The organism is Ferrimonas kyonanensis DSM 18153, from assembly GCF_000425405.1.
Classification (GTDB): domain Bacteria; phylum Pseudomonadota; class Gammaproteobacteria; order Enterobacterales; family Shewanellaceae; genus Ferrimonas; species Ferrimonas kyonanensis.
Window position 1 is genome coordinate 1 of record NZ_AUDJ01000036.1, and the last position, 18,000, is coordinate 18,000.

Consider the following 18,000-nt stretch of genomic DNA (forward strand, 5'->3'; position numbering starts at 1 on the left):
TAAAAAATTGATTTAACCGATTCATCATTATCTCGATAAAATCGATTTATTACGTACTCATAATGTGATTTGTCAGGAGCTAACAGAAGCATGCGTAAGTATACTTCCTCCTTTACTTTTGACTTGTCTGACTGAAGTATATCCGGCTTCATAGCGAACATTGGCTTGACGCTGTTAACGTAGCCAGGAAGAACCTCTTTCAGCGCTTTTTTCCCTTGATACTTCCGCACGGTAATCATTGTAGACCAAGACTCCAGTGATTGACCTTCCGTAAGTAGTTCAACTGTATGAATATCACCATACGTATTAGTCCAGACTTCACAATAGTCATTGCCGTTGAATTTTAAACAATTGCTCGCCAAAAGAGGCTGCGAAAAAAACACGACTGCAAAGGTTAATATCCATTTCATATTTAGTTCCTCTAACGCCAGTAACAGCGGGCCGGCTGAAAGCCGCTCCGGCGAGTGCAACGAGTATACTGATTACTCTTGTTACGATTCCCAATCACCAATCTATCAACTCTTCCGATAGTTGCTCAACTATATTGTTAATAAAATTCTTATCTGAGGACATTATGGAAAGGCATAGTTCATTGTTACAAACGGAGTATGAACTCACCTCATGACCAGCCAAATTCATCACGACAACATTATGATCAAATTTATCTATTACCATTTGTTCGTGTCTCAAGAACTCCATGCTGCCATCACTCTCAGATGGGTCAGAACTCATAATGCTACTAATGCCACCTTCATTAACTGACTTGGTGTGGAAACCTACGGTGTTTCTATTGTAATCATTCGTAGGACAACTATAGCTAAAGTCATCAGAGGCCCGAACTACCAACTTACAGTTATCTGGAATCTCGATTGAATTAGCAAACACAACTACTTCAGCCGAAAAAGATAAAGGTACATACAGAGTAAGTAACAGCAATAACCTTGATAGTTGCACTACTGCCTCCTATTGGGCCTTACTAATGGGCGCATAAATGCTTGACTAAAATAAGCTAAGAAGGAGCACAAGCCAAGCGTTTTGCGTCCTTTTGAGTAACTTGTTAGATGCTCTTAGGCCACCAATTAGGTGTTTCTGTAGCTTTTAGCCCAAACTTTGCAGCTAAAAATTCGATATCTTTTGCTTTACCAGATATCTCTCCTTCACACCAATTATCCCACTCAAACTTTAGTTCAAAGCCTTCTTTGGACAATTTAACTTTGCCGTAATCTATCCATGCATCAAAGCCATCATACTCGTATGTTTTAACCCAACCATTATTAATATGAAATTCTATGATACGATTGAAATCATCAGTTGGTATATCTTGAATGATTTTCAAACCAAGTGCTTTGAATTTCAAATCTACAATGTTTCGACCTAACTTGATGATTGGATTCATTGAGCACCTAACGCCCTGTTAAGGGGCTGATTAATGTTTGGCTAAAATGTAGAGCGAAGCGAAACTGAGCCAAGCTTTAGCAGCCCGGCTAAAACAGTTTGTTATAAGAACTTTGGCACTTGGCCTGCAACGTAATAGCCCCATACTCTAAAGTATTCACCTTCTTTTGAATAAGGGATATTACTTTCTGATAAAGCATTTAGAATATATCCAGTTATATCTATTTCAATGTCAGGAGCCAATCTGCCAACGTATTTTCTCTTAATTGGATCAATATCAACCCACTCTATAATTGCAGGATTATAGTCCGTGAACCCCCAATCCTTTAAAGCGAAACCGCTAATAATTTCATCAGTAATATCTTTTGAACGTACAAATGGCTCAAGCTCTTCTTGCGCTGTTATGGCCTTAGCAAACTTCTTCCATTTTGTATCATTCATCAGAGAAACTAAATTTCTCTCATTGACGATCTTTAAAATTACTGGAATCATCTTGGTTCTTATAACGCGCCTGTTTAGCGGCGCAATTGGGCTTGCTAAAATCTTGTGAGGCACGAACAACAGAAAGCCCTGTATTGCGTCCGGCTACAACGTCTTGTTAAGTGCGCGGGGGTAGTGGATATCGTAGTTTGACTGCTTTTGTTTCGATTTCTCTAGGGCCTTTAGTGGGATCATGGAAATACCATATATTAAACTTTCTTTCATCTGGCTTTGTATCGTGCTGCAAAGTGCTCCAGCCAAGGTAACTTGCAATGTTGGTTGCAACTTTCATTTTAGCTTCAGAACTCACTTTTCCTTGAAACGCACTCATTACTGCACCGAGCAGGAAGTCTGCAATTTGAATTTGCTCTGACTCTTTCGAATCCTTTGTAACAACACTTCTAATTGGAACCTTTCCACCAAACTTACTCTTAAGCATGTTATTCGCAATTTTGTGAAATGCTTCATCTGCTTTTTTATATCTTGACGGCAAAGGATCAACTTCAACTCTAAACTCGCACTCCCTATCTGGATGTGCAGAATTAATTGCCTGTATTTTAGTCCTAATTAATTGTGTAAAATGCTTCCTCATTGCCAAGTCATAATCACCGTCATGATACTTCTTATCAACTACCCCTTTTCTGATGACGATACAATGAAAAGCAAGCCATTGATGCTTGAAGAAGGTTTCAACTAGGTCCTCATAAAAGTTGGCATAATGCTTCTTATTGGCCCTTTGCCACTTAATTTCATTTGAGTATCGATGCCTTTCCCTTAACTCTCTTATTATCCGAACGAAATCTCCTCTTCTCTGGTATTTCATCCAAAGAGAACCAAACCCGTAGTAAGCCTGCCCATCAACGCCAGACTCATCACAGGCAACATGCCAAATTAGCTTTCCGTCTTGCATTTCACCTCCGATATTTGACGATACGAATGTGCACCTAACAGCATATTATGCGGCGATTCGCCGCCTTTCATCCAACAAAACCTTGCCGTCTATCCGCCGCGTCCAGATTTCCCAATTTGACGTAAAAATCTGATAACTCAAAATAATAGCATCACAAAAACGATTTCTTGCCTCGATTACTTGGCGCGCAAGGCGGATCCAGCTTGCAAAAAAGCGGCGCTGATCTATAACTGTATATTTATACAGTCATCAGGAAATGATCTATGACTTCGCCTTTCATCGCTCACCTTTGCGAATGAATGCGGGCTATGCGCTATCGAGAAAACACCATCCGCACCTACACGTTATGGATAAAGCGCTATGTGAATTTTTGTAGTCAACAACACCCCATCGACGCGAATGAGCAACAGCCGGAGCGATTTCTGTCGTTTCTGGCCTCTGAACGCAATTTGTCTCCGGCCACCCAGGCCATCGCTCTGAATGCGCTGGTGTTTCTCTATCGGGACATTCTCGATAAGCCGCTGTCACTCACCCTCGCGTTTCAACGAAGCCAACGGCAGCCGAAACTACCAACCGTGCTCACGTGCAGTGAAATGGCCGCGCTGCTTGCTCAGGCCTCGCCCCGGTATCTATTGCCCATGCAATTGATGTACGGCAGCGACCTTCGCAAGAGTGAGGCTTATCGACTCAGGGTCAAAGACATCGATTTTGACTATTCGGGCATCCAGGTGTGGGACAGCAAGGGCGGCAAGCATCGCCGGGTCACCCTGGCTCGAGAGCTCCACCACTCACTCAAGGTTCAGATTGCAGTGGTTCGACGGTATTTACAGCACGATCTCAAACGCCCGGAATTCAGAGGCGTCAACATGGCGTATGCGCTGGCAAGAAAATTCCCTAACGGCCAATTTGAGCTTGGGTGGCAATTTCTGTTTCCTTCCCCCTCCCTCAGCTTCGACCCTGATGGTGGTGCCCTTCGCCGGCATCACATTCATCCATCCAACTTAAGAAAAGCGGTGAAGCACGCCGCTCGTCAGGCCGGTATCGAAAAAGAGGTCACCTGCCATACGCTGCGCCATTCGTTTGCCACCCATTTGTTGCAACAAGGCATCGACATTCGCACCATCCAGGCGCAATTGGGCCACAGCAACCTAAAAACCACCCAAATTTATACCCATGTGCTGCAGATGGGTGCCGATGGTGTCACCAGCCCGTTAAGCCGGCTGACCAATCAAAAGTAAGCAGTCGCAAACTGCTATCCTATTGAATTGCAAAGGAGTTGAATTGTTTCGAGTCAAGGAATCGGCACAGCTCCGCCATGTCGCCCCTTCACAGAAGCCACAGAAAACGAACACGACGAAATGAGTAAAACGGAATTACTGTAGCGCAAAAAAGAGGCAACCGACAAACCATTATGATTATCAGTGAGATGACTCGTCTAGCGGCATCACGCTTCAACCACCCAATGGCGCTAGAGATGCACCTCTACCGAGACTCGATCCCGTTTGGGAAGGGACTGCACCACCAATAGGAAGGAGTTGTCGATCATCCGCTCAACCTCCCCCTGAGGAATAGAGCCATCCAGAATCACGGTGTTCCAGTGCTTTTTGTTCATGTGGTAGCCGGCGATGACCGATTCGAAAATGTCCCTCAGTGCCAACGCCTCATCCGGATCGCATTTCAAGTTCATCCAGAAATGACGCTTGTCCTGCCCTAACGACAGGGTGGCAAACATCTTCCCCTTAACCTTGAACACCTCCACCTCCGGGCCAAAAGGGGTATCCAGCAAGCAGTTGGGCTTGTTCAGCAAGTATTCGCGAACGGCTTGATGTTCCATTAGGTTCCCTCCTTATTCGTCATTCGTCGGTCAGCTTGTTGCGCTCTGTCATGATGGCGGTCACGACCTCATCAGGGCAATCGGTTCCCAGGCGAATGATCTTGCCACAACGCAGCATCAATTCGACAGAGTAGTGACCAGAAACCTGATAGGCCCAACCACTGCGACCCAGATGCACCGGCCAGCGCCCGTCTTGATCTCGGTTGACCACAGATACGGCGTCAATCTGGTTGATTTGGATCTGCCGCCGCCACACTCTGGGACCAAAGTACCAGCGAACAAATCCCTGGTGCACCTCGATGGTCAGTGACGAAAACAGCGCCCCCACCACCAACACCAACGACGACAGCAGCAGCACCGGCAGGCTGTCACATCCCTGCCACCAGAACGTGGCGATCAGCAGGCTGAGCCCGCCGATCATCAATGCGCTGAACTGCGTCCGGCGATACAGTCTGCCCATCACCCTCTCCCTCGCTACACGGCTTCCCCCTATGCTAAAGAAGCCGATTCGATGGAGTTTTGATCCTACGCAGAGTTGCATTCGATAGGTAACAATCAATCACCCGGCCAATGCGGTCGCCATGGCGTCCACCAAACGCTTTAACTGCGAGTCTTCAATGACATAAGGCGGCATTATGTAGACCAAGCGGCCAAAGGGTCGAATCCACACTCCCTGCTCTACGAAGTGCTGCTGAATCTCGGCCACATCAACGGGCTGGTGGGTTTCCACCACACCGATGGCCCCAAGCCAGCGCACCGACTTCACTTTTGGCAGTTGAGCCAGAGGCGGCAACCACTGCGCCAGCCTGGTTTCTATCTTTTCGACCTGAGCTTGCCAGTCGCCCTGTTGCACCAGTTCCAGGCTGGCATTGGCAACAGCGCAGGCCAGCGGATTGCCCATAAAGGTGGGCCCATGCATAAAACACCCGGCTTCGCCGCTGCATACGGTATCGGCTACAGACTGGGTAGTCAGGGTGGCCGACAGCGTCATGTAGCCGCCGGTCAGAGCCTTACCCAAACACAGAATATCCGGGCTGATGTCGGCATGCTCACACGCAAACAACTTGCCGGTTCGACCAAACCCGGTGGCAATCTCATCGCAGATCAACAGCACGCCGCTGTCGTCACACAGCTGTCGCACCCGGCGCAGAAATTCGGGGTGATAGAAGCGCATGCCGCCCGCACCCTGAACGATGGGCTCCAGAATTACCGCCGCCAATTGGTGCTGATGGCGGTCAAACTGGCGCTGAAAATCGTCAAAATCGGCCTCTCGCCACGATTCGAAGAAGCCGCCCTGAGGCGAATTCGCAAACACGTGCTCAGGCAAAAAGCCCTTGTAGAGGCTGTGCATGGAGTTGTCGGGGTCAGTCACCGACATGGCGGCGAAGGTGTCGCCATGATAGCCATGACGCAGAGTAAGAAAGCGTGGCCGACTCTCGCCTTTGGCCGCCCAGTATTGCAGCGCCATCTTCAACGCCACCTCCACCGCCACCGAACCGGAATCCGCCAGAAACACCTGCTGCAATGGCGCCGGCGTCATCGCCACCAACTTTTTGCACAAAGACACCGCCGGTTGATGGGTGATGCCACCAAACATCACGTGCGACATGTTGGCCAGTTGCCCGGTGACTGCCTGGTTCAGGTGTGGATGGTTGTAACCATGGATGGCGGCCCACCAGGAGGACATGCCGTCGATCAGGGTGCGGCCATCCTCCAGCTGCAACTCCACTCCGGTGGCCGACGCCACCGGGTAACACGGCAGTGGGTTCAGGGTCGACGTGTAAGGGTGCCAGATGTGTTGCTGATCAAACTCAATATCAATGGTCATTTTTTAACCGCTTGTAAATGTAGCAATTCCCAGTTGGTTGACAGTTTATCGACTTGCTTTAGACTAGCCAAGGACAAACCGATAACTACAACCTTTTTGGGGAACCGCCGTGGAACTGCGTCACAACTGGACCAGAGAAGAAGTCGATACGCTTTTTAATCAACCCTTTATGGATCTGCTGTTTCAGGCCCAACAGGTACACCGTCAGCACCATGACGCCAACAAGGTGCAGGTCAGCACCCTGTTGTCGATCAAAACCGGCGCCTGCCCCGAAGACTGTAAGTACTGCCCTCAGAGTGCTCATTACCGCACCGACATCGACAAAGAGCGCTTGATGGAGGTGCAGCAGGTGCTGGAGTCGGCTCAAAAGGCCAAGGCCGCTGGCTCACAGCGATTCTGTATGGGCGCGGCCTGGAAAAATCCCAAAGCCCGCGACATGCCCTATCTGGTGGAGATGATCCGTGGGGTCAAATCCATGGGCATGGAAACCTGTATGACCCTGGGCATGCTGGACGCCGACCAAGCCGACGAGCTGGCTGAGGCCGGTCTGGATTACTACAACCACAACCTGGATACCTCGCCGGAGTTTTACGGCAACATCATTACCACCCGCACCTACCAGGATCGGCTCGACACCCTCAGCCACGTGCGCGACGCCGGCATGAAGGTCTGTTCCGGTGGCATCATCGGCATGGGCGAGAGCGCCAGCGACCGCGCCGGCCTGCTGGTGGAACTGGCCAATCTGCCCACTCACCCGGAGAGCGTGCCCATCAACATGCTGGTGAAGGTGAAAGGCACGCCGATGGAGAACCTGGACGACGTCGAACCGTTCGACTTTATTCGGCTGGTGGCCATTGCCCGCATCATGATGCCCAAGTCGGCGGTGCGCCTGTCGGCGGGCCGGGAAAACATGAATGAGCAGATGCAGGCGCTGTGCTTTATGGCCGGAGCCAACTCGGTGTTCTACGGCTGCAAACTGTTGACCACCCCCAATCCGGCCGAAGACAAAGATCTGCAGCTGTTCAACAAGCTGGGGATCAACAGCGAAGATCGAGTACAAAAGCCCGATGCCGTTGAAGCGGAATCGCTGCTGGCTCAGGTTAACCACAACATCGCCGCTCGTCCCAACGCCGATGACCTGTTCTACGATGCCAGCCGCTAATCCGCTGGCAACCCGCATCCGCTCCGCGCTGGCGGAGCGGGATGCGCAAGGGCTATACCGACACCGCCAGGTCATTCAACGCCTCGATGGCGGCCAGATCCTGGTTGACGACCGCCCCTATCACCATTTTTGCGGTAACGATTACCTGGGTCTGGCGGAGTCGTCTCGTCTGTCCGAGGCCTGGAAGCGCGGCCTGCGTCGCTTTGGTGCCGGCAGTGGCGCTTCTCCTTTGGTTACCGGGCACCACCAAGCCCATCAGCAGTTAGAACAGACCCTGTGCCAATGGCTGGGGTTTGAGCGGGCACTGCTGTTCAGCAGTGGCTTTGCCGCCAATCAGGCCATCATTCATGCGCTGATGCAAAAATCCGATCTGCTGCTGCAAGACCGCCTCAACCACGCCTCTTTGCAGGAAGCTGGCCACCTTTGCCCCGCCACCCAAGCCCGCTTTAAGCACAACGACTGCGACGATTTGGCGCGCCGGCTGCAGAGCGCCGCGCCTGAACAAGCCAAACTGGTGATCACCGAAGGGGTGTTCAGCATGGACGGGGATCGCGCCCCACTGGCCGACATCGCCGCGCTGTGCCAGCAGCATCGGGCCTGGCTGATGGTCGACGATGCCCACGGCTGTGGCATATTGGGCCAACAGGGCCGAGGCAGCTGCGATGCCGCCGGCATTCAACCGGACCTGCTCGTGGTGACCTTTGGCAAGGCCTTTGGCTGCGCCGGGGCGGCGGTGTTGTGCGGTCACGACCTGGCCGAGTATCTGACTCAGTTTGCCCGCCATCTCATCTACTCCACCGCCCTGCCCCCGGCCCAGGCCTGTGCCATCGGCGAGGCCATCGAGGTGATCACGCAGGAACCGTGGCGCCAACAGCGGCTGGCGCAATGGCAACAACTGTTGCAGGCGAGGCTGGATCCCGCCATTCCCCTGTGTCACACCGACACTCCCATCCAGCCGCTGATGGTGGGCGACAGCCAACGGGCACTGGCACTGTCTGAGGCACTTCGTCACAAGGGCTTTTGGGTCAGTGCCATTCGGCCACCAACGGTGCCCGCCGGCAAAGCCAGGCTGAGGGTCACCCTCAGTGCCGCCCACAGCGAACACCAGGTGCAGCAACTGGCCGATGCCATCAACGAGGCCTGGCATGAACAGTAAGGCGCTGCTCGAATCAGCCAAACACGACAAGGGCGCCATCGGCGCCGCCTTCAGTCGCGCCGCCCACAGCTACGACAACCACGCCGCGTTTCAGCGCCAGGTCGGCGAACGCCTGCTGGCCCTGGCCGGGCCTCAGGCCATCGGTCGCTGCCTGGATTTAGGTTGTGGCAGCGGCCACTTCTCAGAGCAGTTACAGGCCCAGGGACACCAGGTGATTGCCCTGGATCTGGCCATGGCGATGGCATCGGCCACACAGCAGCGCTGCACCGCCGCCCGGGTGGTGGTCGCCGATGCCGATGCACTGCCACTGCAAAGCCACGCCGTCGATCTGGTGTTCAGCAATCTGGCGCTGCAGTGGAGCGACAACCTGCAGCTGGCGCTGTCTCAATTGAAACGGGCGCTAACCCCCGGCGGACGGGTGCTGTTCTCCACCCTGGCCACTGGCTCGCTGTCCGAGCTGGATAAGGCCTGGCAACAGGCCCATGGCCACCATCACATCAACCGGTTCCTCAGTCCCGAGGCCATTCGCATGCAGGTGGCCCAGGCGGGATTCTCACCGTCACAACTGACGTTTGAAGCCATCACCCTGCACTATCCCAACGCGTTGGCAGTAATGAAGGCACTGAAAGGCGTCGGTGCCAACCACCTCAACCACGGCCGGGCTCCGGGGCTGACCGGCAAAGGCACCCTGCAGCGCCTGCAGCAGGCTTACGCCGTTCAGGCCGATGAGCGCGGTTTATTACCCCTGACCTATCAAGTCTGTTTTGGAACTCTGAGCAATGACACTTAAGTTGTTTGTCACCGGCACCGACACCGATATCGGTAAAACCCTGGCCGCCCGCGCCCTGCTGCAAGCCGGCCACCAACGGGGCCTGGCGACCGCCGGTTATAAGCCACTGGCTGCCGGCTGTGAACCCGGTGAGCAGGGGCTGGAAAATGGCGACGCCCTGGCGCTGCAGGCCGCCAGTTCGCTGACTCTGACCTACGACCAGGTCAACCCTTACGCGCTGCCTGAGCCCCTGTCTCCTCATCTTGCCGCCCGCCATCAAGGCATCGCCATTGACACCGACCGGTTGACGCGCGGGCTCACAGAGTTGGGCCAAATGGCCGATATGGTGGTCGTGGAAGGCGCCGGCGGCTGGATGGTGCCAGTGGATGACACTGTGACGCTCAATCACTGGGTGGCCGAGCAACAGTTGCCGGTGGTACTGGTGGTGGGGATCAAGCTGGGTTGTCTGAACCATGCGCTGTTGTCGCAGCGAGTGATCGAAGCCGACGGCCTGAAACTGGTAGGCTGGATTGCCAACCACGTCGATGCCGACAGCGCCTGCCAGCAGGAAAACATCGACTACCTGTGCCGCCATATGAAGGCGCCGCTGTTGGGGCGGATTCCCCATCTGTCCGACACCGAACACCCCCTCAACCAGCACATCGACCTGTCGCCCCTGCTCGCCTGAATAGCAAAACGCTCCCGCCAAAGCGGGAGCGTTTCTTAAACCATGGTCAACCGCGCTCGGCGCGCTTGAGTGCCCAGCTTAACCACAGTACTACGCCGATAAAGAACAGCGGGTCGCTCCAACCGAAGCCGCTAAACAGCCCGGTCAAACAGGCATACAGGGTCACCGCAGCGCCAATAAGGTTGGTCCATATCAGGCTTCTCAACAGGGTCAGAACCGCGCTACTGCCGGGCTCAAACCGAGAAAACTGCCAACCAATGATGGCAATGCCAGCCAGAAAAATGCTGTTGTGCTGAGACAAAAATACACTGTATTTATCGTCGATCATCAACCCATATTGCGGCCACAGCCAAGCGGGGATCAGCGCCAGCAATACTGCAAAGACACCGTAGATCAGGCTGTGCAGTTGTAACACTCGATTTGCAGACATCGGTTCTCTCCTGATTTAGGCTGGGTTTACCGGGCCCTGATTAATGGCCGTCAATGCCTCATTGATGTGAAACACCTTACCGGTGATCCCCTCAACGCCCATCTGCCGCAGACGAGCACTGTGCATCGCCAGGTACGCCTCGGCGTTGGCCTGATTATCGAATAAATACACGCCTCCGGCTTCCTTGGTCTGCTCGTTGATGGTCCATACCTTCCACAGCATGCCCGGCTCATCGTTGATCGACGCCGCCAGGTCGCTCATTTGCTCGGTCATGCGCTGGTCAAACGGGCCCGCATAGGGAAAGTCCACTTGCACAATTACCGCCATGGTGTCACTCCTCAATCTTAGTTGTCGTCGCCGATACCTTGTTTCGAAACCGCAGCAGAGCGGAGTCTCGCCCTCGGTATCGAGGTTGAACACCATGTTGAACTCAAAATTATGTACAATAAAGTTCAAATATCCGCACTAACGTGTCAATAAAATCCACCATGAGTTTAAAAACAACCTTAGATCAATGGCACACCCTACAGGCGGTGGATCAGGCCGGCAGCATTCAACGCGCCGCCGCCGTGCTCAATAAAAGCCACACCACTCTGATCTACGGCATCAAAAAGCTGGAAAGTCAGTTAGCGGTGCCTCTGGTGCAGGTGGTGGGGCGACGGGCGGTGCTGACCGAGCAGGGGCAGGCGCTGTTACGCCGGGCGGCACCGATGCTGGAGCAGGCCCGAGATCTGGAATGGATGGCCCGACAACTGGCCGAAGGTGCCGAGGCGCAGATCACCCTGAGCATGGATCACCTCTGCGACCGAGGCTGGCTGTACCCGCCACTATCCCGATTTATGGCCCGTCATCCCGGCACCTCGGTCCAGATTCGGGAAACCTCGCTGACCAGCACCCGTAATGCGGTGGAACAACAGCTGTGCGACCTGGCCATCATCAATGTCCCCATGGGCAACCATCTGGCAGAGGCCTTTGGCACGGTCACCATGGTGCCGGTAGTGGGCAACCAGCATCAACTGGCCAACCGATCCGAGCTCAACAATGACGACCTGACCGGTCAAACCCAGATCGTCATTCGGGATCTGGGCGCCGACGAACAGGCCCAGGATGTGGGCTGGCTGAAAGCCCAGCAGCGACTGACCGTGGACAATTTCGATCATGCCTGGGAGGCGGTGATCACCGGCGCCGGTTTCTGCCGTCTACCCGAACACCTGCTGGCCCAGCGAGACCCCAACCAGTTTGTGCGGCTCAACCTTGATGGCGGCCGCCGTTATCAGGTGCCGATGCACCTGGTTCGGCCCAAGCTGGCCCGCACAGGTTTGGCAGCCAATGCGCTGTATCTGGAACTGATGCAGGAGGCACAGACACGACTCGAGGCCGACAACGACGAATCAGGCTAGCTGGCGGCCAGCCTGTTAATGCCCTGTCTACGCCCTGGTGTTTTTAGGACTACACTGAACCCTCGCTGACCCAAGCCGCATTATTCGGCTGAGTCCGAACCGTTTTCGGATAGTCTGGTGTCCCCAGCACTGATCCTGGGGCCAGATGAACAGGTAACAAGGAATTTTCATGACGCTTCGATTACGGACCCACTTGCTTCGCCCCATGGGTGCCACCCTCAGCCTGGGGCTGTGCCTGGCCACCGCGCAGGCCAGCACCGATCCACTGCCTTCCTGGCACGACGGTTCCAGCAAGGCCGCCATCATCGCGTACGTCGATACCGTCACCACTGAAACTAACCCGGCATTCATCCCTGAGGCCGATCGCATCGCGGTGTTCGACAACGACGGCACCCTGTGGAGCGAACAGCCTCTCTATAACCAGTTGGCGTTTGCCATTGACCGCATTCATCAGATGGCCCCCGAACACCCGCAATGGAAGCAGACTCAGCCCTTTAAAGCCGTGCTGGAAAATGACATGGCCACCGCCCTCAAAGGCGGCGAACGGGCGTTGCTCGACCTGGTGATGGCCACCCACGCCGGCATCAGCACCTCCGAGTTTGCCGCCCTGGTTCAGCAGTGGATCGACACCGCCACCCATCCCAAAACCGGTCGTAAGTACACCCAGATGGTGTATCAGCCGATGCTGGAGCTACTGGATTATCTGCAGGCACACGGCTTCACCAACTACATCGTTTCCGGTGGCGGCATCGACTTTATGCGCCCCTGGAGTGAAGCGGTGTACGGCCTACCGCCGCAACAGGTTATCGGCTCCAGCCTGGCGGTACGCTATGAGGTGATTGATGGTGTCCCCACCCTGATGCGTGATGCCGAGATTCACTTCATCGACGATAAGGCCACCAAGCCGGTGGCCATCCACTATCACATCGGCAAACGCCCGGTGTTCGCCTTTGGCAACTCCGATGGCGACAGGCAGATGCTGCAGTGGACCAAAGCCAGTCCTTACCTCAGCTTTGCCGGCCTGGTGCACCATACCGACGACAAACGGGAATGGGCCTACGACCGTCACTCCACCATCGGCAAACTTGACAAAGCCATGGACCAGGCGAAGTCCGACGGCTGGACACTGGTGGACATGAAACAGGAGTGGCGTCAGATCTTTCCTGACATTGACTGACGGTGAGTCAAACAAGCGCCATGGCCACCCATTTAACCGCACAGGCGGCGGCTGTGGGAATTTAGCTGCAGCTCAGGCAACAGGGTGGATGCCCACAGGCTAGTCAGAAAGCGGGGCCGAAAAAAGCCCATGTGGCCGACCGTACGGCCGTCACAATCCTCGCGGCTCAGGTGGTACATGGTGACCTGAGTGCCGGTAAAAAACCCATGCAGCGAGTCGATATTGGTGCGGGACAACAACTCGTCATCCTCAAAGCTAATGGCGGTTACCGGGCAGGCCAATGCCGCAAATCCGGCCTTGATCGGCTCGCCTTCGACCCCGACCGCATAGCGTGGGTGCAGACACCAGCGACGCCACTGGCGCATCACCGCTCCGGGCAGGTCTCCCACCATCTTCAGCCGGCCACCGGGGAAATACCCCAGAACCGCGGTGGTCAAGGGAGCCAATACGTACCACAACAACCAGACCCGACGTTTCAGCGACGGGGCATTGTCGAGCCAATAACCACTGCCACAGGCAATGGTGACCACCTTAGACAACAGCCGGGCATTGGGAATCATCCCCAGCAGCTGTCCGCCTAAGCTGTGGCCAATCCAATACAGAGGGTGGGTGCTGTCGTGGCGGTAGGCCGCATTGATGACCGCGGCACAATCGAAACGGGCCCAATCCATCAGATCGACGCCACAGCGGCTCAAAGGCCCCTGCCAGGAGCGGCCGCAACCGTAATAATCAAAGGTAATAACCCGGTAGCCCTGCTCCGCCAACCAGCGGGCCAGCGGCTGATAGAAGTCCTGTTCTACCCCCATGGCCGCGGCCAGAATCACCGTCGCCACCGGTTCGTGTGCCGGGCTGTACCAGGTGGTGACGATCTCGTAACCGCCCCCGGTCATTAATGGCTGCAACTCCTTTTGCATGCCGACTCCTTGCTGTGGTTAAAAACGCCTCAAACTACCCTAAAATCGGGCACACAGTGGCACAGGCGGGTCTCTATTGGACGAATACGGAGCCGGCACCGATCAATGCCGGTTTACCGAAATGGCGGGACAACATCGCTAACCATCGGCACTCCGTTGCCTGCGTTAACGCGGTCTAATATACGCACTCGTGCTGGCGGGGGCAAAGACTAAAACCCCTTAGTAACCAATACACTGGCATTCATCGACTTACGGCAGGCTCAGAAAGTGCTGCAGATCCCCGGCGACCACATTGGCGATCGCTTGCAGAAACGCCTCCCCCTTGGCGGCGCTGGCCTTGGAAGGAAAACCGATAATGCCCGACTCGGTATAGCCTTTCATGCCGGTAAGCGTCAGCAACGGCCGTTCATCGTGCTGATGATCCTGCATCCGTTCAGGGCGCAGATATTCGGGTGCCACCGCCATTAAAATCGAGGTTTCAAATTCGCCGCCGTGCATATCCTGATGCAAATCGGTTTCGATGCCGGCGAGCCTGGCCGCCTGTTGATGATGCTGACGGGCGGGCAGCAGCAACACCTCGGCCGCCTTCACGTTCTGCTGCTGGGCAAAACTGCTGACCACGTAGTTCCCGCCATGACCGTTCACTATCACCAACTTGCGGCAGTTGGAGTGCTTCAGCGCCGCCAGGGTATCGGACAATATCGATAGCAACGTGGTTGCCGACACCCAGGCGGTGCCATAGAAGCCCGCGTGTTCATGGGAGCAGGAGACCGTTACCGGTGACAGCATTGCCCCGCCATGGGCCTGAGCAATTCGGTGACCAACGGCGCAGGCGATCAGCGTATCGGTCACCATCGGCAGATGGGCCCCATGCTGTTCGAAAGCGCCCACGGGCAAGACCCAAAACTCCGGCTGCTGATGTTGCAGTTCCGGGGAACTGACGTTCGGCAATACCCAATCCATGTTGGTCACTCCTGCGGGCAAATCACGATCATAGCCTGTCCCAACTCTTGCCGCTGTGGCCAAAGTCGACTCATGAAGACAACAGCGCGTCGCAGTGCTAAAAAATAGTCGCTTTAATTACAGTGACTCCAATCACTCCCCTTCAGCGGCGCCTCTCAAGGCAGAATTTTGTTGCTAGGCTTTGCAGGCGGAAGGCTTCGCCGCGGAGCTGGAAGCAATCACTCACACCCTTTTCACCCTTTATCGTCCTCAAGGAGGCGAGTATGGCTTATGTCAGCATTAATGGGGTTCAGTATGAAAAAGAGTTGCTGGATATGGCACAGGCTCACACCACAGGTGTCGGCGAAGGTCGCCTGTCCAAAGGAGAGGTGATGGATCTGATCAACTCCGCCAGGGATGGCCACCGAATTACCGACACCGAACTGAGAACCCTGCACTACATTCGCGACAACTTCGATTTTACTGATGCTGCCGCCAACATTTTTGATGATGAAGTCGGAAAATTCTGATTGCCGTTCGAGGGGGAGGCCACGCCTCCCTCAGCCTTCTTTGATCCCGCTCACGATCGCAGTGGCGATCAAAAACGAAAGTTATCAACCAATCAAAATCAAATATGCAAATTAATTGAAGATCGCTTATCAATTTTTTTGATAATTAATTTTGGGCGCTCATCGCCTTAATCCGCAGCCACTTTTTGCCTTCGACGACATTCAACCCGGATTGACGACTGACTCACCTTTTAGACTCGGCCATCGCAGTCACTCAGGGAGCAAAACCTATCGGCGATGGGCTTTCATTGCGGCAACCATCCCAAAAGCGTGACCAAGATCACCCCTCAAAACAACCAAAAACCATCATTAAAATAGTCACAGCAAGCGACATCCATCAAAAAAGTCGATCACCTAGATGGGTGCTGAGCCGATTATGATCAACCTCTCAATCTGCCGGGATCCCGGCTGATTACCTACTCCCTACTCACTAATTGAGTGTAAAACCCAAATAACACAATAGTTAGCGAACAAATCCGGCCCTGACCCGTCGCAACACCCTGATGGTACTGACATCCACAATCCATCTGCACACCAAGATGACGGCGTGAATTGGTAACAATCCAACGCCCTTTCAATCATTTTTATTTATTAACACGCAATGATAAATCAATTTTTATTTGCCTCGGGGCGATCATAACGTGAATGGGAAATCACAACGACACACCCAAGAGTGACCCACAGGAGAAAACCAATGATAAATGCGACCCCAATCACACCAAAGCCGCATAAGGGATGCAGATGCTGACCGCGGTACCCAGTTCCCCACAACGGGATGCCTTGCTCAGCGGTGCCGAACAATTCGGCCACAGCAAGTTGGGGAAATCCGCCAGCCGAGTGTTTGCCCTGGCCGTTATGGCCGGGTTGTACATCGGTATCGCTTTCACCTTCTACATCACCGTTGTTACCGGCTCCAGCGGCATGCCCTGGGGACTAAGCCGACTGCTGGGCGGCTTGGTGTTCAGCCTGGGTCTGATTCTGGTGGTGGTCTGTGGCGCGGAGCTGTTTACCAGCACGGTGCTAACCATCATCCCCTGGGCCAACGGCCAGATCAGCGGCCGACGCTTGCTTAGCCATTGGGGACGGGTGTTTGCCGGCAACCTGACGGGAGCCCTGCTGTTGGTGGCACTGCTGGTTACGGCAGATCAGGCCAGTCAGTTTGGCGGCCAGTGGGGCCTGCAGGTCATGAGCGTTGCCCAGCACAAGCTGGAGCACAGCTTCTGGCAAGCAGTTGCGCTGGGCGTACTGTGTAACCTACTGGTATGTCTTGGGATCTGGATGAGCTTCAGCACCAAGGATCCGGTGGGAAAATCCCTGTTGCTGATTCTGCCAGTGGCGATGTTTGTCAGTACCGGGTTTGAACACAGCATTGCCAATCTGTTTCTGGTACCGCTGGGGATTGCCATCCACAGCCTTGCGGATGCCGCGTTCTGGGCCAACTTAGGGGTCAATGCCGATCAGTTCGCTGATCTGACCGTCAGCCACTTTCTCATTAACAATCTGATGCCGGTCACCCTCGGCAACATCATCGGCGGCGGCGTCTTCGTCGGCCTGGCCCATTGGTGGATCCATGGCCGCCACACCCCCGCTTCTGACACCGACACTCATTCGAATTCTGAATCCAAAGGAAACCACACCATGACTTACACCACCACCCCACTGACCGCCGCCGATCTGTGTGATCACCAGCCACTGACGCTGACCCCCACCACCAACGTCGCCGAAGCCAGCCAGGCTCTGCTGCGCCAAGGCCGCGCCGCGGCTCTGGTGCTGGACGGCGACCGTCCCGTGGCCATCGTCGATGACCAGGATCTGCTGCGAGCGTTTTACCTGTCTGAATTTGAAGATACCCAACTGATGGAGATCGCCAAGGTCATGCAGCCTTTGACCTTCTCCTGCAGCGCCGATGAACCACTGACCAAGCTGGCCTGCCGCTTGGCGGTGGATGAGGACAAACTCTACCCGGTCAGCTCCAGCGGGTATCTCACCAGTTTCAATGTGGAAAACATTGAGCAACGCGCCATGAACGCCGTCCCCAGAGCGAATGCCCTGGTGGTGGTGATGGATGGCAAAAGAGTGGTCGGAGTGATCGACCGTCGAAAAGTACTGGCTGCCCTTGCCGGCGAGCTTCAGGCAATGCAAGCCCCTGATATGCGAGGTGAAGCAAATGTAGCTTAAGCCAATAACGTTAGCCAGCGGTACGTCGCACCCCGCTGGCTAACGGAATTATCCGTCCCGGTTTGGCGCATCTGTTCTATCTTTTGAAGGTGCTCATATCAATGCGGTTATCGCCGATGCATTGATTTTGCCATTTTTTATAGGGACTCAGTATCGGCCAGGATGGGC

Annotated in this window: 20 protein-coding genes; 9 read left to right on the forward strand and 11 right to left on the reverse strand. The window is 54.5% G+C overall.

Annotated elements, in window-relative coordinates; genetic code table 11:
- From H598_RS24145 to H598_RS0111900, 4 genes are all read right to left on the reverse strand, one after another.
- Positions 1 to 410: hypothetical protein (locus tag H598_RS24145; RefSeq protein WP_035415848.1), on the reverse strand; the 410-nt coding region annotated here is incomplete at its 3' end.
- 647 nt (positions 411 to 1,057) lie between these two features.
- The gene (locus tag H598_RS24150; protein ID WP_051252688.1) at positions 1,058 to 1,396 is read right to left on the reverse strand and encodes a hypothetical protein; all 339 of its coding nucleotides are present in this window, start codon (positions 1,394 to 1,396) and stop codon (positions 1,058 to 1,060) included.
- 101 nt (positions 1,397 to 1,497) lie between these two features.
- A complete protein-coding gene (locus H598_RS0111895) occupies positions 1,498 to 1,887 on the reverse strand; it encodes a DUF6678 family protein (protein ID WP_028113216.1) in 390 nt (129 codons plus the stop codon).
- A gap of 106 nt (positions 1,888 to 1,993) precedes the next feature.
- Positions 1,994 to 2,785, reverse strand: a complete 792-nt coding sequence (locus tag H598_RS0111900) for a DUF3800 domain-containing protein (protein ID WP_028113217.1) — start codon at positions 2,783 to 2,785, stop codon at positions 1,994 to 1,996.
- 308 nt (positions 2,786 to 3,093) lie between these two features.
- On the opposite strand from H598_RS0111900, the gene H598_RS24155 reads away from it, so the two are divergent.
- Entirely contained in the window at positions 3,094 to 4,023 is a 930-nt protein-coding gene (locus tag H598_RS24155) for an integron integrase (protein ID WP_342663232.1), read from the forward strand.
- A gap of 230 nt (positions 4,024 to 4,253) precedes the next feature.
- Here the strand turns inward: H598_RS24155 and H598_RS0111910 are convergent, their stop codons facing one another.
- The 3 genes from H598_RS0111910 to bioA all read right to left on the reverse strand — a co-directional run bounded on the left by H598_RS0111910 (position 4,254) and on the right by bioA (position 6,447).
- Positions 4,254 to 4,619, reverse strand: a complete 366-nt coding sequence (locus tag H598_RS0111910; protein WP_028113218.1) for an MmcQ/YjbR family DNA-binding protein — start codon at positions 4,617 to 4,619, stop codon at positions 4,254 to 4,256.
- 19 nt (positions 4,620 to 4,638) lie between these two features.
- Complete coding sequence (locus H598_RS24160; RefSeq protein WP_051252690.1) at positions 4,639 to 5,079, reverse strand: hypothetical protein; 441 nt, start codon at positions 5,077 to 5,079, stop codon at positions 4,639 to 4,641.
- Between the two features lie 99 nt (positions 5,080 to 5,178).
- The gene (gene bioA / locus H598_RS0111920; RefSeq protein ID WP_156897016.1) at positions 5,179 to 6,447 is read right to left on the reverse strand and encodes an adenosylmethionine--8-amino-7-oxononanoate transaminase; all 1,269 of its coding nucleotides are present in this window, start codon (positions 6,445 to 6,447) and stop codon (positions 5,179 to 5,181) included.
- A gap of 169 nt (positions 6,448 to 6,616) precedes the next feature.
- Here bioA and bioB point away from each other — a divergent pair, with 169 nt between their 5' ends.
- The 4 genes from bioB to bioD are packed head-to-tail and all read left to right on the forward strand — an operon-like array spanning position 6,617 to position 10,222.
- Positions 6,617 to 7,609, forward strand: coding sequence for a biotin synthase BioB (gene bioB / locus H598_RS0111925; RefSeq protein WP_211227293.1), 993 nt, complete (start codon positions 6,617 to 6,619; stop codon positions 7,607 to 7,609).
- Positions 7,596 to 8,765 carry an 8-amino-7-oxononanoate synthase gene (gene bioF, locus H598_RS0111930; protein WP_028113221.1) on the forward strand — a complete coding sequence of 390 codons (1,170 nt, stop codon included), beginning with the start codon at positions 7,596 to 7,598 and terminating at the stop codon, positions 8,763 to 8,765. The genes bioB and bioF overlap by 14 nt, the downstream gene beginning before the upstream one ends.
- A complete protein-coding gene (bioC, locus tag H598_RS0111935) occupies positions 8,755 to 9,555 on the forward strand; it encodes a malonyl-ACP O-methyltransferase BioC (protein ID WP_028113222.1) in 801 nt (266 codons plus the stop codon). The genes bioF and bioC overlap by 11 nt, the downstream gene beginning before the upstream one ends.
- Positions 9,545 to 10,222: a dethiobiotin synthase gene (gene bioD, locus H598_RS0111940; protein ID WP_028113223.1), complete on the forward strand. Its 678-nt coding sequence runs from the start codon at positions 9,545 to 9,547 to the stop codon at positions 10,220 to 10,222. Before bioC ends, bioD begins: the two co-directional genes overlap by 11 nt.
- A gap of 46 nt (positions 10,223 to 10,268) precedes the next feature.
- Here the strand turns inward: bioD and H598_RS0111945 are convergent, their stop codons facing one another.
- Both H598_RS0111945 and H598_RS0111950 read right to left on the reverse strand, forming a co-directional pair.
- Entirely contained in the window at positions 10,269 to 10,652 is a 384-nt protein-coding gene (locus H598_RS0111945) for a hypothetical protein (protein ID WP_028113224.1), read from the reverse strand.
- Positions 10,653 to 10,667: 15 nt separating this feature from the next.
- A complete protein-coding gene (locus tag H598_RS0111950; protein ID WP_028113225.1) occupies positions 10,668 to 10,979 on the reverse strand; it encodes a monooxygenase in 312 nt (103 codons plus the stop codon).
- Between the two features lie 161 nt (positions 10,980 to 11,140).
- Between H598_RS0111950 and H598_RS0111955 the strand changes: the two genes are divergently transcribed.
- Both H598_RS0111955 and H598_RS0111960 read left to right on the forward strand, forming a co-directional pair.
- A complete protein-coding gene (locus H598_RS0111955; RefSeq protein ID WP_028113226.1) occupies positions 11,141 to 12,052 on the forward strand; it encodes a LysR family transcriptional regulator in 912 nt (303 codons plus the stop codon).
- 169 nt (positions 12,053 to 12,221) lie between these two features.
- Positions 12,222 to 13,229: an HAD family hydrolase gene (locus H598_RS0111960; protein ID WP_035415849.1), complete on the forward strand. Its 1,008-nt coding sequence runs from the start codon at positions 12,222 to 12,224 to the stop codon at positions 13,227 to 13,229.
- Positions 13,230 to 13,261: 32 nt separating this feature from the next.
- Here H598_RS0111960 and H598_RS0111965 read toward each other — a convergent pair whose 3' ends face one another.
- Together H598_RS0111965 and H598_RS0111970 are read right to left on the reverse strand one after the other, a co-directional pair.
- Positions 13,262 to 14,143 carry an alpha/beta hydrolase family protein gene (locus H598_RS0111965; RefSeq protein ID WP_028113228.1) on the reverse strand — a complete coding sequence of 294 codons (882 nt, stop codon included), beginning with the start codon at positions 14,141 to 14,143 and terminating at the stop codon, positions 13,262 to 13,264.
- 249 nt (positions 14,144 to 14,392) lie between these two features.
- Positions 14,393 to 15,106 (reverse strand): creatininase family protein, encoded by a 714-nt coding sequence (locus tag H598_RS0111970; protein WP_028113229.1) that lies wholly within the window; start codon positions 15,104 to 15,106, stop codon positions 14,393 to 14,395.
- 263 nt (positions 15,107 to 15,369) lie between these two features.
- Between H598_RS0111970 and H598_RS0111975 the strand changes: the two genes are divergently transcribed.
- Together H598_RS0111975 and focA are read left to right on the forward strand one after the other, a co-directional pair.
- Positions 15,370 to 15,615 carry a hypothetical protein gene (locus tag H598_RS0111975; RefSeq protein WP_028113230.1) on the forward strand — a complete coding sequence of 82 codons (246 nt, stop codon included), beginning with the start codon at positions 15,370 to 15,372 and terminating at the stop codon, positions 15,613 to 15,615.
- Between the two features lie 780 nt (positions 15,616 to 16,395).
- The gene (focA, locus tag H598_RS24165; RefSeq protein WP_169629254.1) at positions 16,396 to 17,832 is read left to right on the forward strand and encodes a formate transporter FocA; all 1,437 of its coding nucleotides are present in this window, start codon (positions 16,396 to 16,398) and stop codon (positions 17,830 to 17,832) included.
- The last annotated feature ends 168 nt before the right edge of the window (positions 17,833 to 18,000 follow it).

Excerpts from the sequence above, each read along its gene's own strand:
- H598_RS24150 (WP_051252688.1), bottom strand. The coding sequence starts at position 1,396 with ATGAATCCAATCATCAAGTTAGGTCGAAACATTGTAGATTTGAAATTC.
- H598_RS0111895 (WP_028113216.1), bottom strand. The coding sequence starts at position 1,887 with ATGATTCCAGTAATTTTAAAGATCGTCAATGAGAGAAATTTAGTTTCT.
- H598_RS0111900 (WP_028113217.1), bottom strand. The coding sequence starts at position 2,785 with ATGCAAGACGGAAAGCTAATTTGGCATGTTGCCTGTGATGAGTCTGGC.
- H598_RS24155 (WP_342663232.1), top strand. The coding sequence starts at position 3,094 with ATGCGCTATCGAGAAAACACCATCCGCACCTACACGTTATGGATAAAG.
- H598_RS0111910 (WP_028113218.1), bottom strand. The coding sequence starts at position 4,619 with ATGGAACATCAAGCCGTTCGCGAATACTTGCTGAACAAGCCCAACTGC.
- H598_RS24160 (WP_051252690.1), bottom strand. The coding sequence starts at position 5,079 with ATGGGCAGACTGTATCGCCGGACGCAGTTCAGCGCATTGATGATCGGC.
- bioA (WP_156897016.1), bottom strand. The coding sequence starts at position 6,447 with ATGACCATTGATATTGAGTTTGATCAGCAACACATCTGGCACCCTTAC.
- bioB (WP_211227293.1), top strand. The coding sequence starts at position 6,617 with ATGGATCTGCTGTTTCAGGCCCAACAGGTACACCGTCAGCACCATGAC.
- bioF (WP_028113221.1), top strand. The coding sequence starts at position 7,596 with ATGCCAGCCGCTAATCCGCTGGCAACCCGCATCCGCTCCGCGCTGGCG.
- bioC (WP_028113222.1), top strand. The coding sequence starts at position 8,755 with ATGAACAGTAAGGCGCTGCTCGAATCAGCCAAACACGACAAGGGCGCC.
- bioD (WP_028113223.1), top strand. The coding sequence starts at position 9,545 with ATGACACTTAAGTTGTTTGTCACCGGCACCGACACCGATATCGGTAAA.
- H598_RS0111945 (WP_028113224.1), bottom strand. The coding sequence starts at position 10,652 with ATGTCTGCAAATCGAGTGTTACAACTGCACAGCCTGATCTACGGTGTC.
- H598_RS0111950 (WP_028113225.1), bottom strand. The coding sequence starts at position 10,979 with ATGGCGGTAATTGTGCAAGTGGACTTTCCCTATGCGGGCCCGTTTGAC.
- H598_RS0111955 (WP_028113226.1), top strand. The coding sequence starts at position 11,141 with ATGAGTTTAAAAACAACCTTAGATCAATGGCACACCCTACAGGCGGTG.
- H598_RS0111960 (WP_035415849.1), top strand. The coding sequence starts at position 12,222 with ATGACGCTTCGATTACGGACCCACTTGCTTCGCCCCATGGGTGCCACC.
- H598_RS0111965 (WP_028113228.1), bottom strand. The coding sequence starts at position 14,143 with ATGCAAAAGGAGTTGCAGCCATTAATGACCGGGGGCGGTTACGAGATC.
- H598_RS0111970 (WP_028113229.1), bottom strand. The coding sequence starts at position 15,106 with ATGGATTGGGTATTGCCGAACGTCAGTTCCCCGGAACTGCAACATCAG.
- H598_RS0111975 (WP_028113230.1), top strand. The coding sequence starts at position 15,370 with ATGGCTTATGTCAGCATTAATGGGGTTCAGTATGAAAAAGAGTTGCTG.
- focA (WP_169629254.1), top strand. The coding sequence starts at position 16,396 with ATGCTGACCGCGGTACCCAGTTCCCCACAACGGGATGCCTTGCTCAGC.